This window comes from Bradyrhizobium sp. 190, assembly GCF_023073415.1.
In the GTDB taxonomy this organism is placed as follows: domain Bacteria; phylum Pseudomonadota; class Alphaproteobacteria; order Rhizobiales; family Xanthobacteraceae; genus Bradyrhizobium.
The window spans coordinates 34473-48033 of the sequence record NZ_JADPJL010000028.1 but is presented as its reverse complement, the minus strand read 5'-3'; the positions used below and the strand labels follow the sequence as shown (position 1 = coordinate 48033).

Below are 13561 nucleotides of genomic sequence, written 5' to 3'. Positions count from 1 at the left end.
CGCACCAAACCCGGCCCCATCACCATCAGGCATGGCCTCCAATACTTCTTGGGCGTCGCCTCCGCGTGGGAAACCCTCAAAGATGTGTGAATCAGCTAGTGCGAACGCAGGGACGACAACGAAATTGTGCCTCAGCGCTTGCGCTCGGCGCCGCAGACCGCGCGCCCGGCTACCAGCGCTTCGATCTCGCTCTTCGAATAGCCGAACTCGCCCAGCACCTCTGATGTGTGCTGGCTGAACTTCGGCGGCGTCCGGCGTAGGCTCGGCTTGGTCCGCTCGAGCCGGATCGGGGAGGCGACGCCCTTGTACCAATCCTTCTCAATGATATCGCCGCGATGCAGCGTATGCGGATTGGTCAGCGCCTGGTCGATCTTCTGCACCGGGCCTGCCGGCAGGCCGGCCGCCAGCAGGCGATTGCAGAGCGGCTCGGCCTCGTGCTGGCTGAACACGGCGGCGAGTTCGGCGCGCAGCGCGTCGCGGTTGGCGATGCGGTCCTTGTTGCGGGCAAAGCGTCGATCGGTGCCGAGCTCGGGCTTGCCGATTTCCTTGGCGAGCTTGCGGAAGGTGCCGTCATTGCCGACGCCGATAAAGATGTCATCGGTCCTGGTCGGGAAGATCGCATATGGCACGAGGTTCGGATGCTCGTTGCCGGTCAGGCCAGGCGGCTTGCCATGCATGAAATAATTCGCGGTGTGCGGATGCATGATCGCAAGGCCGGTTTCATACAGCGTGGTTTCCAGAAACTGACCGAGACCCGACCGCTGCCGCTCCGACAGCGCCATCAGGATTCCGATCGCCGCGTAAAGCCCGGTGGTGATGTCGACCAGCGGAACGCCGATTCGCATCGGGCCGCTCTCGGGCGAGCCGGTCGCCGCGATCATGCCGGTCATGGCCTGAATGATCGCGTCATAGCCGGGATTGCCGCCGCGCGGGCCGTCGGCGCCGAAGCCGGAAATCCGGCAATGCACCAGCTTTGGAAATTTCGCGCGCAGCACGTCGTTGCCGATGCCCCATTTGTCGAGCGTGCCCGGCTTGAAATTCTCGATCAGGACGTCGGCGGTCTCCAGCATCTTCAGCAGAACGGCGCGGCCGCCCTCGGAGGCGAGGTCGAGCCCGATCGAGCGCTTGTTGCGGTTGATGCCGACGAAATAGGCTGCGTCCTCCTCGTGGAACGGAGGGCCCCAGTCGCGCACCTCGTCGCCGGCCGGCGGTTCGACCTTGATGACGTCGGCGCCGTGGTCGGCGAGGATTTGCGTGCAATAGGGGCCGCCGAGCACGCGCGTGAGATCGATGACGCGCAGGCCGGTCATTGCGCCGGGAGCGGCTGCAGAACTCATGGACAAGAACCTTCGCTCAAGGAGAAAATCGAGGTCTTGAGCTAGCGGTCTTCAGGCGCGGCGGCAATGGCGTCTCGCGCAAAGGCGCATGACGTAGCTGCCGTAGCAAAGCCTGCGGAAAATTCCGTGAGGCGCGCGAACGGCCCGCCGGTATCAGCGGCGGGCCGTTCGGACGTCGTCTTACACAACCGCCGGTCGTTACACGACCGTCAGGCGCACATCCACGTTGCCGCGGGTGGCGTTGGAGTAGGGGCACACCTGATGCGCTTTCGCGACAAGGGCTTCCGCTTCCGCCTTGGGAACGCCGGGCAGCGAGACGGCGAGGTCGATATCGAGGCCAAAGCCGCCTTCCGAACGCGGGCCGATGCCGACAGTGGAGGTCACTGTGGCGTCAGCGGGCACCTTCGGACCGCCCTGCGAAGCGACGAATTTCATCGCGCCGATGAAGCAGGCGGCATAGCCGGCCGCGAATAGTTGCTCGGGATTGTTGCCGGCGCCACCGCCGCCGCCGAGTTCCTTCGGGGTCGTGAGCTTGACGTCGAGCGCGCCATCGAGGGTCGCGGCGGTGCCGTCACGGCCGCCGGTGGCCTTGGCGCTGGTCTTGTAGAGCACGTTCACGGACATATCGGTCTCCCTTGGGTTTGCCGTTTCGATGAACGATATATTGCACGCAACTAGATTGTGCGCAATATAAATTGTTGCAGGCTGCGCGATTTAATTGTATGCAATTGAAATCAAGCGCTTAGCCACCATATCAGGGTCTGGGCGCTGCTCGTTGACGAGGACGTGATGGCCAGGAAATCTGCAGCAGACCTTCCGCTCCGGCTCGATAATCAGATTTGCTTCGCGGTGTATTCCACCGCGCACGCGTTCAACCGCGTCTACAAGCCGCTGCTCGACAAACTCGGTCTCACCTATCCGCAATATCTGGTCATGCTGGTGCTGTGGGAACGCGACGGTGTGCCGGTCAAGGACATCGGCGAACGGCTGCTGCTGGATTCCGGCACGCTGACGCCGCTGCTGAAGCGGCTGGAGGCGGCCGAACTGGTCAAGCGCACGCGCAGCACCGAGGACGAGAGGCAGGTGCTGATCGCGCTGACGCCAAAGGGCGATGCGCTGCGGGAGAAAGCGAGAGCGGTGCCGCAATCGATCCTCGCGGCATCAGCCTGCTCGGTCGGCGAACTGGTGGCGATGAAGAACGAGATCGTCGCGCTGCGCGACCGGTTGAATGCGGTGTTGGGGGAGTAGGGCCGGTCGGAGGCGTTTTTTCGCGAAGGCTCGGCCGGAATGGGATTTGAGATATTTCTCGAAGGCTAGCGCTTTGTACTTGTCAGGAAAGGCGCAGTACCAAATCAATTCCCAAGGTTTGAATTTGGCAGTGTGCGCGGATTTTCCGGCATTGTGCTCGGGTAACCGTCGCTTCAAATCTGCGGTTGCGCCGATGTATTCCTGATCGGGAAAGCTGATACTGCGGATGATATAGACGTACCACATGATAATCCGCGAGATCGCGATCAGAGGATATCACGCAACGTCTACCAGCCCGTCTTCGCCCTGCGGGCTACGCCGGGCACCACGCTTCGCCCTTCGGCCATCACGTGGCTGCGCCACGCGAAGCCCGAAGGGCGAAGCGTGGTGGAGCCAGGCGGGATCGAACCGCCGACCTCTTGCATGCCATGCAAGCGCTCTCCCAGCTGAGCTATGGCCCCGTCACAGTCAGGGCACGGTCTTCTTCGACCATGCTCCCGCAAGCCTTGGGCGACTTGCGGGGGAGACCCAGAACACAGTTCTGGGCCGATCTCAAGTCTCTTCGTCGCCTCCGACATCACCGATGATGTCGGTGACGTCCTCATCGCCTTCCTCCTCGTCGGGAATGAAGGTGGAATCGTCGTCGTCATCGCCCTCGATGGTTTCGTCGATCTCGATATCGTCTTCCGATTCGGGAACCACGGCCTTGACCTTGCCGGTATTCTCCTCCGCGTCGGCCTCCTCGAGCGAGACCAACTCTTCGGCCTCGGCGGCCTCCGGCATATCGGCAGCGGCGGTGGCCGAAGCGGCAGCCGCGGCGCGTGCGGCATCGCCACGGGCAGCCCGCGGTGGCGCAATCGGCGCAATCGGCACGACCTCGCCAGTGTAGGGCGAGATCACCGGGTTCTTGTTGAGATCATAGAATTTCTTACCCGTCGTCGGGCAAATGCGTTTGGTTCCGAGATCGGATTTGGCCACGTGTGGATCCTGGGAAATTCTGAAAAACGGTGCTTCACTTGGCTAGTTGAGGGGCCGGTGTCAATAGCGGTTTGTCGCATTTGACGGCCGCGTGACGCGGTGGGGCCCATGTGGTACTGCCGCCCCCGCAGAGGACCCCAATCTTGACCGATTCAACCACCCAAACCCCGCTGGAATCCCGCGCAAGCGGCGCTTTGAGCGGTAAAGTCCGCGTTCCCGGCGACAAGTCGATTTCGCACCGCGCCCTCATCCTGGGGGCCCTTTCGGTCGGCGAAACCACAATTTCTGGCCTGCTGGAGGGCGAAGACGTCCTCAATACCGCCAAATCCATGCAGGCGCTGGGCGCCAAGGTCGAGCGGACCGGGCCGTTCGCCTGGAAGGTCGACGGTGTGGGCGTGGCGGGCTTTGCCCAGCCGGCCGCTCCGCTCGATTTCGGCAATTCCGGCACCGGCTGCCGGCTGGTGATGGGGGCGGTGGCCGGATGCCCGATTACGGCCGTGTTCGACGGCGACGCCTCGCTGCGGTCCCGCCCGATGCGCCGGATCCTCGATCCTCTGGAGTTGATGGGGGCCAAAGCCGGCGAGGCCAAGGAAGGCGGCCGCCTGCCGCTGACGCTGCACGGCGCGCGCGATCCCGTGCCGATCCTCTACCGGACCCCGGTGGCCTCGGCCCAGATCAAGTCGGCGGTGCTGCTGGCGGGGCTCGCCGCGCCTGGTATCACCACGGTCATCGAGCAGGAAGCCAGCCGCGACCACACCGAACTGATGCTGAAACATTTCGGCGCCGAGATCATCTCCGTCAATGAAGGCAGCCACGGCCGCAAGATCGCGCTGACGGGCCAGCCTGAATTGCATGGCGCTGACGTCGTGGTGCCTGCCGATCCGTCCTCGGCCGCATTCCCGATCGTGGCGGCGCTGGTCGTCGAAGGCTCCGACGTGACCTTCTCCGACGTCATGACCAATCCGCTGCGGACCGGCCTGTTCGCGACGCTGCGCGAGATGGGCGCTTCGATCGAGGAAAGCGAAGTCCGCGGCGACGCCGGCGAGCCGATGGCGACCTTGCGCGTGCGCGCCTCAAAACTGCGCGGCGTCGAGGTGCCGCCGGAGCGCGCGCCTTCGATGATCGACGAATATCTGGTGCTGGCGGTCGCAGCCTCCTTCGCCGAAGGCACCACCGTCATGCGCGGCCTTCAGGAATTGCGCGTCAAGGAATCCGACCGGCTCGAGGCCACCGCCGCCATGCTGCGCGTCAACGGCGTCAGGGTCGAGATCGCAGGCGACGATTTGATCGTCGAGGGCCGCGGCCACGTGCCCGGCGGCGGCCTCGTCGCGACCCACATGGATCACCGCATCGCGATGTCGGCGCTGGTGATGGGATTGGCCGCCGACAAGCCGGTCAGGGTCGACGACACGGCTTTCATCGCCACCAGCTTTCCGGATTTCATCCCGATGATGCGGTCGCTGGGGGCGGAGTTTTCATGAGGCAGGCGCGATGAGTGCAGGCTTCGACCGCGACGCGCTACTCGACGCCTTCGACAGGATCGGCCGTGCAGCGGCGCAGGCGGGAACGAAGCTGCAGATCGCGATTTACGACGGTTCGGCGCTGATGTTGGCAAGCAATTTCCGGTTCGCTACGGAAGATGTTGACGTGTCCAAACTTGATCGCCCCTGGTTTACAGCGGCAGACCCTTCGGATGCCATGCGCGAATATTTGACCTTCAGCAGCCCCGCCGAGTTTGCATCGCGCAACATTTTCACCGAAGAACGGCCGCTGCGTCGCGCGCGCGGCCCGTATCCATCCAGGCAATAGGGTATCATGATCATCGCCATCGACGGACCGGCGGCATCCGGCAAGGGCACGCTCGGCAAACGGCTCGCTCACCATTACGGCTATCGCCATCTCGACACCGGCGTGATCTATCGCGCGGTGGCGAAAGCGCTGCTGGACGAAGGGTTTGACCTCACCGACGAGGCGCGGGCGGTGGCGGCTGCCATGGAGCTCGATCCCGAAAAGTTCGGCCACCCCGAGTTGAAGACGCAGCGCATCGGCGATGCCGCCTCTGTCGTGTCGGCAATTCCCAGCGTGCGTCAGGCCCTGGTCAATTTTCAGCGCCAGTTCGCAGCCGATCCGCCGGGCGCCGTGCTCGACGGGCGCGACATCGGAACCGTGATCTGCCCGAATGCCGATGTGAAGATTTTCGTGGTCGCCGACCCGCATGTGCGGGCCCGTCGCCGGACGCTGGAAGCGCTGGCGCGCGGCGAATCCGCGGACGAGTCGCTGGTTCTGGCCGATATCCTCAAGCGCGACGAACGGGACAAGAACCGCGCCGCCGCTCCCCTCAAGGCGGCCGAGGACGCCCATATCCTCGACAATTCAAATCTCGACATCGAAGCCGGCGTTCGGGCCGCCATCGCCATCGTCGAGGCGGTTCGCGCCGGACGGTGAAGGTTTCGCTAGAGGAAGCGAGGCGAGGGCGAGGATCAGTTCTTCGAGCGCTCGCGGTCGAACGGCAATTGCCGTTCGGCCATCATGACGGGCTTCGCCTTGGCCGCGGCAATCGCCTTATCGGTCGCAAAAGCGGCCGGCTTGCCGGCAACGGCAATGGCAACGGTAAAGACGGCGATGGCGATCACGGCGATCAGGCTCTTCATGGTGGCACCCCTGTTTTTGGACGGTGCCATCCTGTGGGGCGGCGCTTAAGGTTGGGTTCCATACCGCCGAGGGCTGCGGACCTTTCGCTTCATGCGGTCAACAGGGCGTTGAAAGCGCGGGCCCATGGTTAGCGTCCGTCAGCCTTAAGGGCCCGTAAAGCGGGCATTTCCGGCTTGCCGAAAATGGCCCTTGGGGCTATATCCACGGCCATCCGGGCCGCCATCGATAAGATCAGGGCTGTCCGAGCGGGCCGGCGGGAGGTTTGAACCCCCGCCGTCATTGGAGGAAAGTCCGCTCCAGGTTCTTGAAGTCGATACGCTCGTTTCAGGCTCCGGATAAAATCAAACGTACCGAACGTGCAGGCATGCTGCCGGCCCGCTTTTGCGCCTCCCGCAAACGCGGTCGTCAGGGTTCGCGGACCCCTGACACTTCACGCGCGATACGCCCTTTAACCCGAACGGCCGGCAATATCCCGCATTGGAGAACAAATGGCTTCGACTGCTGCTTCTTATAATCCTACCCGTGACGATTTCGCTGCAATGCTGGACGAGTCCTTCGCCGGCGGCAATCTGCAGGAAAGCTCCGTCATCAAGGGCAAGGTAGTTGCAATTGAAAAGGACATGGCCGTCATTGACGTCGGCCTGAAGACCGAAGGCCGCGTGGCGCTGCGCGAATTCGCCGGCCCCGGCCGCGAAAGCGATCTCAAGGTTGGCGACGAAGTCGAGGTGTTCCTCGACCGGATCGAAAATGCGCTCGGCGAAGCCGTGCTGTCGCGCGACAAGGCGCGCCGCGAGGAAAGCTGGGGCAAGCTCGAGAAGGCCTTCAACAACAACGAGAAGGTTCACGGCGTCATCTTCAACCAGGTCAAGGGTGGCTTCACCGTCGACCTCGACGGCGCGGTCGCCTTCCTGCCGCGCTCGCAGGTCGATATCCGCCCGATCCGCGATGTCGCGCCGCTGATGAACAACTCGCAGCCGTTCCAGATCCTCAAGATGGATCGCCGCCGCGGCAACATCGTGGTGTCGCGCCGCACGGTTCTCGAAGAGACCCGCGCCGAGCAGCGCCAGGAGCTGGTGCAGAACCTCGAAGAGGGTCAGGTGATCGACGGCGTGGTCAAGAACATCACCGATTACGGTGCGTTCGTTGATCTCGGCGGCATCGACGGCCTGCTTCACGTCACCGATATCGCCTGGCGCCGGGTCAATCACCCGACCGAGGTGCTCACCATCGGCCAGACCGTGAAGGTCAAGATCATCAAGATCAACCACGAGACCCACCGCATTTCGCTCGGCATGAAGCAGTTGCTGGACGATCCGTGGCAGGGAATCGAGGCGAAGTACCCGCTGAACGCGCGCTTCACCGGCCGCGTCACCAACATCACCGACTACGGCGCGTTCGTCGAACTGGAGCCGGGCATCGAAGGCCTGATCCACGTCTCGGAAATGTCGTGGACCAAGAAGAACATGCATCCCGGCAAGATCGTTTCGACCTCGCAGGAAGTCGAAGTGCAGGTCTTGGAAGTCGATTCGGTCAAGCGCCGCATCTCGCTTGGTCTCAAGCAGACCATGCGCAATCCCTGGGAAGTCTTCGTCGAGAAGTTCCCGGTCGGTTCGACCGTCGAAGGCGAAGTCAAGAACAAGACCGAGTTCGGTCTGTTCCTGGGTCTCGACGGCGATGTCGACGGCATGGTCCATCTGTCCGACCTCGACTGGAAACTTCCGGGCGAGCAGGTCATCGACAACTTCAAGAAGGGCGACATGGTCAAGGCCGTGGTGCTCGACGTCGATGTCGAGAAGGAGCGCATCTCGCTCGGCGTCAAGCAGCTTGAAGGCGATCCCTTCGCCGAGCCGGGCGACGTCAAGAAGGGCGCGGTCGTGACCTGCGAAGTGCTCGAAGTGAAGGAAGCCGGCATCGAGGTGAAGATCTCGGGCACCGACTTCACCACCTTCATCAAGCGCTCCGAACTGGCCCGTGACCGCAACGATCAGCGCGCAGAGCGTTTCGCCGTCGGCGAGAAGGTCGATGCCCGCGTGATCCAGTTCGACAAGAAGGCCCGCAAGGTGCAGGTCTCGATCAAGGCGCTGGAAGTCGCCGAAGAGAAGGAAGCCATCGCGCAGTACGGCTCCTCCGATTCGGGAGCGACGCTGGGCGATATTCTCGGCACCGCGCTCAAGAACCGCGACAAGTAAGTTTCAGCTTATCAGGCTGCGACATCAGGCCCCGGTTTCGACCGGGGCCTTTTTCGTTCGGGGCGCGCCGCCTCTTCCTTCTCCCCTTGTGGGAGAAGGTGGCGCGAAGCGCCGGATGAGGGGTCTCTATCCGCGGAGACAGACCCCTCATCCGGCTCGCCGCCGCTTCGCGCCCATAGCCGATGCAAAGCATCGGCGTCCTCTTCTAAGTACGGCGGCCGACGGCCGCCTATGCCACCTTCTCCCACAAGGGGAGAAGGAAGAGGGCCTTGTTTTCTTCAAATTGCGTCGCAATTGATGTAATCAGATAACGCTTCGCTAGCGCTGCGGATGCAAAACGCGCTGATGACTTCAGGAGAAATTCGATGTCGCTCGATTCGGACGTGATCGTCGATCGCCGCAGGATCCGCCGCAAGCTGACCTTCTGGCGCGTCGTGGCTGGCCTGGTTGCGATCGCGGCGATCGTCACCGTCGGCGCGATCGCGACAAGGAGCGGGCCGGCTGCGCTGACGGCATCGGGATCGATCGCGCGGGTCAATATCGAAGGGCTGATCCGCAGCGACCAGCAACGCGTCGAGGCGCTGGAGCGGTTGGAGAAAACGAGCCATGCGGCCGTCATCGTGCACATCAATTCGCCTGGCGGCACCACGGCCGGCTCCGAGCAGCTCTATGACGCGCTGGTGCGCCTGAAGGCCAAGAAGCCGCTGGTCGTGGTGGTTGAGGGGCTGGCCGCGTCGGGCGGTTACATCACGGCGATGGCCGCCGATCATATCGTCGCCCGCCAGAGCTCACTGGTCGGTTCGATCGGCGTGCTGTTCCAGTTTCCGAATTTCACCGAGCTGATGAAGACCGTGGGCGTCAAGGTCGAGGAAGTGAAATCCTCGCCGTTGAAGGCCGCACCCAACGGCTTCGAACCGACCAGCCCGGAGGCGCGCGCCGCCCTCGACGCGCTGGTGAAGGATTCCTATGCCTGGTTCCGCGGCCTGGTGAAGGAGCGGCGCGCCATGGATGACGCGCTGCTCGAAAAGGTCGCGGACGGGCGGGTCTTCACCGGCCGTCAGGCGGTGGAACTGAAGCTGGTTGATCAGCTCGGCGATGAAAAAGCAGCCGTTGCCTGGCTGGTTGCCGAAAAGAAGATCAAAAGCGATCTGCCAGTGCGCGATTACAAGCTTAACCCGCAGTTCGGGGACCTGACGTTCCTGCGCGCGGCGGCTTCCATCACATTCGATGCGCTCGGCCTGAGTTCCATCGCGCGCCAGATCGAGCAGGCCGGCGTTGTTCAGGCGGTCGATCAGCTCTCGCTGGACGGCATGTTGGCGCTGTGGCGCCCCGCAGCCGCCAACTGAGCCGCACCGGCTGCTCTTTGTCACATTTTCCCGCACTGCGGGTGTCGTCACAAATCCCTCCGGGACGCATGTTACGTGCTTTCGCGTTGCCCAAAATTGATTTAGCGTCTTGACAGATCAAGGTATTTTCACGGAAATGGATATCCGCACGATCCCGGATCCCAACTTCGATGATCAAATCCGAACTTGTTCAGCGCATCGCCGAGCACAACCCGCACCTCTATCAGCGGGATGTGGAGAACATTGTGAACGCGATCCTCGATGAGATCGTCGCGGCGCTCGCGCGCGGCGATCGTGTCGAGTTGCGCGGGTTCGGCGCTTTTTCGGTAAAGCATCGCCCCGCGCGCGCAGGCCGCAATCCGCGTACTGGCGCCCATGTTCCGGTCGACCAGAAGAGCGTCCCGTTCTTCAAGACCGGCAAGGAAATGCGCGAGCGGCTGAACCGCGACGACAGCTCGCCCGAGGCCGGCGCGTAGGCTTTTCGATTCGACCGGATGTAGCCGTGTTGCGGGTCTTTGGCCCCGCCTTTCTCCATCACTACGAGAGATGGTCATGCGAAAGTTCTTCACGGCGCTGGTCGTCATTCCGTTAGGCCTTATCTTCATCGTCTTTGCGGTCGCCAACCGCCATTTCGTGACGGTGTCGTTCGATCCCTTCAATTCGACCGATCCAGCGATCGCGGTGTCGATGCCGCTGTTTGCCGTGATCATTGCGGTGGCCATTCTGGGGGTGGCGGCGGGCGGCATGGCGACCTGGTTCCGCCAGCGCCACTGGCGCCGCGCGGCGCGCCAGCATGAGGCGGATGCACGCCGGGCAAGGGCGGAAACGGCTGATTTGCGGGCTGCGGCGGCAGTTTCCCGGGTCGATCAGCAGCGGCTTCCGGCGCCCTCCCAGTACGGGTTCTATGGGGCCACAGGGCGAGACAAGCAGGGCGCGACGTTGTAGAACCCGCCCCGTCAGCTTGTTCCAATTACCACGGCGGCCTCCCGCCCTTGAGAGACCATGTCCCTGCTCGTCAAAATTTGCGGCCTGTCCACGCGCGAGACGCTCGACACGGCGCTTGAGGCGGGCGCCGACATGGTGGGATTCGTGTTTTTTCCGCCGTCGCCGCGGCACCTCAGCCTCGAGACCGCGCGGGAACTCGGCCGGCAAGCCAAGGGCCGCGCCGCCAAGGTGGCGCTGACGGTCGATGCCGACGACGCGACGCTTGAAAACATCGTCGAGACGCTGCAGCCGGACCTGTTGCAACTGCACGGCAAGGAAACCATCGCACGGGTGCGTGACATCAAAGCGAAGTTCGCACTTCCGGTCATGAAGGTGATCGCGGTCGAAACCTCGGCGGATCTCGCGGCGCTGCCGGGCTATGCGAGCGCGGCCGATCGCATTCTGTTCGATGCCCGCGCGCCCAAGGGCGCCACCCGCCCCGGCGGGTTAGGCGCCGTGTTCGACTGGCACCTGCTGGAAAACCTCGATCTCAAACTTCCTTTCATGGTCTCGGGCGGGCTTTCCGCCGACAACGTCGCGGAGGCCGTTCGCGTCACCCGCGCCGGCGGCATCGACGTGTCCTCCGGCGTCGAAAGCGCGCCCGGTATCAAGGATCCCGAGATGATCCGCAATTTCATTCGCGCCGCACGCGCCACCGAAGAATTGATGGTCCGATGAATCCAAGCCTGCCCAATTCCTTCCGCACCGGCCCCGACGAGAGCGGGCATTTCGGCAATTTCGGCGGCCGCTTTGTCGCGGAAACGCTGATGCCGCTGATCCTCGATCTGGAAAAGGCCTATGCGGCGGCCAAGGCCGATCCGTCGTTCCAGGCCGAGATGAACGGCTACCTCAAGGATTATGTCGGCCGGCCGTCGCCGCTCTATTTTGCCGAACGCCTGACGGAGCATCTCGGCGGTGCCAAGATCTATTTGAAGCGCGAGGAGCTCAACCACACCGGCTCGCACAAGGTCAACAACGTGCTTGGCCAGATCATGGTCGCGCGGCGCATGGGCAAGAAGCGCATCATTGCCGAGACTGGCGCTGGCCAGCATGGCGTTGCCACCGCGACGCTGTGCGCGCGCTTTGGGCTGGAATGCGTGGTCTATATGGGCGCAGTCGATGTAGCCCGTCAGGCGCCGAACGTGTTCCGCATGGAGATGCTGGGCGCCAAGGTCGTTCCGGTGCAGTCGGGCACGCGCACGCTGAAGGACGCGATGAACGAGGCGCTGCGCGACTGGGTCACCAACGTGCACAACACATTCTATTGCATCGGCACGGTGGCGGGCCCGCACCCCTATCCGATGATGGTGCGCGACTTCCAGTCCGTGATCGGCGACGAGACTCGCAAGCAGATGCAAGAGGCCGAAGGCCGTCTGCCGAATTCGCTGGTCGCCTGCATCGGCGGCGGCTCCAATGCGATGGGCTTGTTCCACCCATTCCTCGATGATCCATCCGTCGAAATTTTTGGCGTCGAAGCCGCCGGTCACGGCCTGACGCAGCTTCATGCGGCGTCGATCGCCGGCGGCCGTCCAGGCGTGCTGCACGGCAACCGCACCTATCTGCTGATGGACGATGACGGCCAGATCCAGGACGCGCATTCGATCTCGGCGGGGCTCGACTATCCCGGCATCGGGCCGGAGCACTCCTGGCTGCACGAGACCGGCCGCGTCACCTATCTGTCGGCGACCGACGACGAAGCGCTCGCTGCCTTCATGCTGTTGTCGCGGCTGGAGGGCATCCCGCCGGCGCTGGAATCCGCGCATGCGATCGCCAAGGTCACGGAGCTCGCGCCCAAGCGGCCGAAAGATCATCTGATGGTGGTTAATCTGTCCGGCCGTGGCGACAAGGACATTCCGCAGATCACGGAGATTTTGAAAGGCAAGAAGCAGTGACTACCCGCATCGACGCACGCTTTGCCGAACTCAAGAAAGAGGGCCGCTCGGCTTTCGTCACCTTCCTGATGGCCGGCGATCCGGACCCTGCGACGTCGCTCGATATCATCAAGGCGCTGCCGAAGGCCGGCGCCGACATCATCGAGATCGGCATGCCCTTTACCGACCCGATGGCAGACGGTCCGTCGATCCAGGCGGCGGGCCTGCGCGCGCTCAAGGGCGGGATGACGTTGAAGAAGACGCTGGAGATGGTCCGCGGCTTCCGCAAGGACGACAACACAACGCCGCTGGTGCTGATGGGCTACTACAATCCGATCTACATCTATGGCGTCGACAAGTTTCTCGCCGACGCCAAGACGGCCGGCGTCGATGGCCTGATCATCGTCGACCTGCCGCCGGAGGAGGACGAGGAGCTGTGCATTCCCGCGCTGAAGGCCGGGCTCAACTTCATCCGACTGGCGACGCCGACCACCGATGACAAGCGCTTGCCGGCCGTGCTCGCGAACACTTCCGGCTTTGTCTATTACGTCTCGATCACCGGTATCACCGGCGCAGCTGCGGCCGACTCGACGGTCGTCGGGGATGCCGTGGCGCGGATCAAGCGCCACACCAAGCTGCCGGTGTGTGTCGGCTTCGGTATCCGTACCCCGCAGGCGGCGCGGGCGATTGCGGAGAAGGCCAACGGCGCCGTGGTCGGTACCGCGCTGGTCGACGCGTTGCGTGATAGCCTGGACACGAAGGGGCAGGCGACCACCAAGACGGTCGCGGCGGTGGCCGATCTCGTGGCCTCCCTGGCGCAGGGTGTCCGGGGCGCGAAGCAGGCGGCTGAATAAGCCACAATTCCCTGCCAATGGGACCGAAAGGGGCGGCTTGCCCGGAGTGATTCGGGCCGCCATATATTCCACTTGATGCGTTAGCCGCATTTCGGAGCGAAC

At 63.4% G+C, this 13561-nt stretch carries 16 protein-coding genes and 1 tRNA gene; 11 read left to right on the top strand and 6 right to left on the bottom strand.

What is annotated here, in order from left to right:
• Positions 1-131: 131 nt before the first annotated feature.
• Both IVB22_RS18630 and IVB22_RS18625 read right to left on the bottom strand, forming a co-directional pair.
• Complete coding sequence (locus IVB22_RS18630) at positions 132-1337, bottom strand: CaiB/BaiF CoA-transferase family protein (protein ID WP_247518754.1); 1206 nt, start codon at positions 1335-1337, stop codon at positions 132-134.
• 198 nt (positions 1338-1535) lie between these two features.
• Positions 1536-1961, bottom strand: coding sequence for an organic hydroperoxide resistance protein (locus tag IVB22_RS18625; protein WP_247518753.1), 426 nt, complete (start codon positions 1959-1961; stop codon positions 1536-1538).
• Positions 1962-2126: 165 nt separating this feature from the next.
• Between IVB22_RS18625 and IVB22_RS18620 the strand changes: the two genes are divergently transcribed.
• Positions 2127-2585, top strand: a complete 459-nt coding sequence (locus IVB22_RS18620) for a MarR family winged helix-turn-helix transcriptional regulator (protein ID WP_247518752.1) — start codon at positions 2127-2129, stop codon at positions 2583-2585.
• Here the strand turns inward: IVB22_RS18620 and IVB22_RS18615 are convergent.
• The 3 genes from IVB22_RS18615 to IVB22_RS18605 all read right to left on the bottom strand — a co-directional run bounded on the left by IVB22_RS18615 (position 2499) and on the right by IVB22_RS18605 (position 3563).
• Positions 2499-2831, bottom strand: coding sequence for a GIY-YIG nuclease family protein (locus IVB22_RS18615; protein ID WP_247518751.1), 333 nt, complete (start codon positions 2829-2831; stop codon positions 2499-2501). The two genes, IVB22_RS18620 and IVB22_RS18615, sit on opposite strands and share 87 nt — an antisense overlap.
• Positions 2832-2970: 139 nt before the next feature.
• A tRNA-Ala gene (locus tag IVB22_RS18610) sits at positions 2971-3046 on the bottom strand.
• Positions 3047-3137: 91 nt separating this feature from the next.
• A complete protein-coding gene (locus tag IVB22_RS18605; protein ID WP_214488112.1) occupies positions 3138-3563 on the bottom strand; it encodes a TIGR02300 family protein in 426 nt (141 codons plus the stop codon).
• Positions 3564-3706: 143 nt separating this feature from the next.
• On the opposite strand from IVB22_RS18605, the gene aroA reads away from it, so the two are divergent.
• The 3 genes from aroA to cmk are packed head-to-tail and all read left to right on the top strand — an operon-like array spanning position 3707 to position 6008.
• Positions 3707-5044: a 3-phosphoshikimate 1-carboxyvinyltransferase gene (aroA, locus tag IVB22_RS18600; protein WP_247518750.1), complete on the top strand. Its 1338-nt coding sequence runs from the start codon at positions 3707-3709 to the stop codon at positions 5042-5044.
• A 10-nt stretch (positions 5045-5054) separates the two neighbouring features.
• Positions 5055-5372, top strand: a complete 318-nt coding sequence (locus IVB22_RS18595) for a hypothetical protein (RefSeq protein ID WP_247518749.1) — start codon at positions 5055-5057, stop codon at positions 5370-5372.
• Positions 5373-5378: 6 nt separating this feature from the next.
• A complete protein-coding gene (gene cmk / locus IVB22_RS18590; protein ID WP_247518748.1) occupies positions 5379-6008 on the top strand; it encodes a (d)CMP kinase in 630 nt (209 codons plus the stop codon).
• Positions 6009-6043: 35 nt separating this feature from the next.
• Here cmk and IVB22_RS18585 read toward each other — a convergent pair whose 3' ends face one another.
• Positions 6044-6214 carry a hypothetical protein gene (locus tag IVB22_RS18585; RefSeq protein ID WP_247518747.1) on the bottom strand — a complete coding sequence of 57 codons (171 nt, stop codon included), beginning with the start codon at positions 6212-6214 and terminating at the stop codon, positions 6044-6046.
• Positions 6215-6703: 489 nt separating this feature from the next.
• Here IVB22_RS18585 and rpsA point away from each other — a divergent pair, with 489 nt between their 5' ends.
• The 7 genes from rpsA to trpA all read left to right on the top strand — a co-directional run bounded on the left by rpsA (position 6704) and on the right by trpA (position 13459).
• Positions 6704-8404, top strand: coding sequence for a 30S ribosomal protein S1 (gene rpsA, locus IVB22_RS18580; RefSeq protein ID WP_212417156.1), 1701 nt, complete (start codon positions 6704-6706; stop codon positions 8402-8404).
• 365 nt (positions 8405-8769) lie between these two features.
• A complete protein-coding gene (sppA, locus tag IVB22_RS18575) occupies positions 8770-9750 on the top strand; it encodes a signal peptide peptidase SppA (RefSeq protein ID WP_247518746.1) in 981 nt (326 codons plus the stop codon).
• A 170-nt stretch (positions 9751-9920) separates the two neighbouring features.
• Positions 9921-10226: an integration host factor subunit beta gene (locus IVB22_RS18570; protein ID WP_057837498.1), complete on the top strand. Its 306-nt coding sequence runs from the start codon at positions 9921-9923 to the stop codon at positions 10224-10226.
• 76 nt (positions 10227-10302) lie between these two features.
• Positions 10303-10695 carry a LapA family protein gene (locus IVB22_RS18565; RefSeq protein WP_247518745.1) on the top strand — a complete coding sequence of 131 codons (393 nt, stop codon included), beginning with the start codon at positions 10303-10305 and terminating at the stop codon, positions 10693-10695.
• Positions 10696-10752: 57 nt separating this feature from the next.
• On the top strand, positions 10753-11412 hold the full coding sequence (locus IVB22_RS18560; RefSeq protein ID WP_247518744.1) for a phosphoribosylanthranilate isomerase: 660 nt from the start codon (positions 10753-10755) through the stop codon (positions 11410-11412).
• Positions 11409-12626: a tryptophan synthase subunit beta gene (gene trpB, locus IVB22_RS18555; protein WP_247518743.1), complete on the top strand. Its 1218-nt coding sequence runs from the start codon at positions 11409-11411 to the stop codon at positions 12624-12626. The genes IVB22_RS18560 and trpB overlap by 4 nt, the downstream gene beginning before the upstream one ends.
• Positions 12623-13459: a tryptophan synthase subunit alpha gene (gene trpA, locus IVB22_RS18550; protein WP_247518742.1), complete on the top strand. Its 837-nt coding sequence runs from the start codon at positions 12623-12625 to the stop codon at positions 13457-13459. Before trpB ends, trpA begins: the two co-directional genes overlap by 4 nt.
• Positions 13460-13561: the final 102 nt, after the last annotated feature.

What these genes read in the sequence shown, in the direction of transcription:
- sppA (WP_247518746.1), top strand. Translation starts at nt 8,770, where the DNA reads ATGTCGCTCGATTCGGACGTGATCGTCGATCGCCGCAGGATCCGCCGC.
- IVB22_RS18560 (WP_247518744.1), top strand. Translation starts at nt 10,753, where the DNA reads ATGTCCCTGCTCGTCAAAATTTGCGGCCTGTCCACGCGCGAGACGCTC.
- cmk (WP_247518748.1), top strand. Translation starts at nt 5,379, where the DNA reads ATGATCATCGCCATCGACGGACCGGCGGCATCCGGCAAGGGCACGCTC.
- IVB22_RS18595 (WP_247518749.1), top strand. Translation starts at nt 5,055, where the DNA reads ATGAGTGCAGGCTTCGACCGCGACGCGCTACTCGACGCCTTCGACAGG.
- IVB22_RS18630 (WP_247518754.1), bottom strand. Translation starts at nt 1,337, where the DNA reads ATGAGTTCTGCAGCCGCTCCCGGCGCAATGACCGGCCTGCGCGTCATC.
- IVB22_RS18620 (WP_247518752.1), top strand. Translation starts at nt 2,127, where the DNA reads ATGGCCAGGAAATCTGCAGCAGACCTTCCGCTCCGGCTCGATAATCAG.
- IVB22_RS18615 (WP_247518751.1), bottom strand. Translation starts at nt 2,831, where the DNA reads ATGTGGTACGTCTATATCATCCGCAGTATCAGCTTTCCCGATCAGGAA.
- IVB22_RS18570 (WP_057837498.1), top strand. Translation starts at nt 9,921, where the DNA reads ATGATCAAATCCGAACTTGTTCAGCGCATCGCCGAGCACAACCCGCAC.
- trpB (WP_247518743.1), top strand. Translation starts at nt 11,409, where the DNA reads ATGAATCCAAGCCTGCCCAATTCCTTCCGCACCGGCCCCGACGAGAGC.
- IVB22_RS18565 (WP_247518745.1), top strand. Translation starts at nt 10,303, where the DNA reads ATGCGAAAGTTCTTCACGGCGCTGGTCGTCATTCCGTTAGGCCTTATC.
- rpsA (WP_212417156.1), top strand. Translation starts at nt 6,704, where the DNA reads ATGGCTTCGACTGCTGCTTCTTATAATCCTACCCGTGACGATTTCGCT.
- IVB22_RS18585 (WP_247518747.1), bottom strand. Translation starts at nt 6,214, where the DNA reads ATGAAGAGCCTGATCGCCGTGATCGCCATCGCCGTCTTTACCGTTGCC.
- IVB22_RS18625 (WP_247518753.1), bottom strand. Translation starts at nt 1,961, where the DNA reads ATGTCCGTGAACGTGCTCTACAAGACCAGCGCCAAGGCCACCGGCGGC.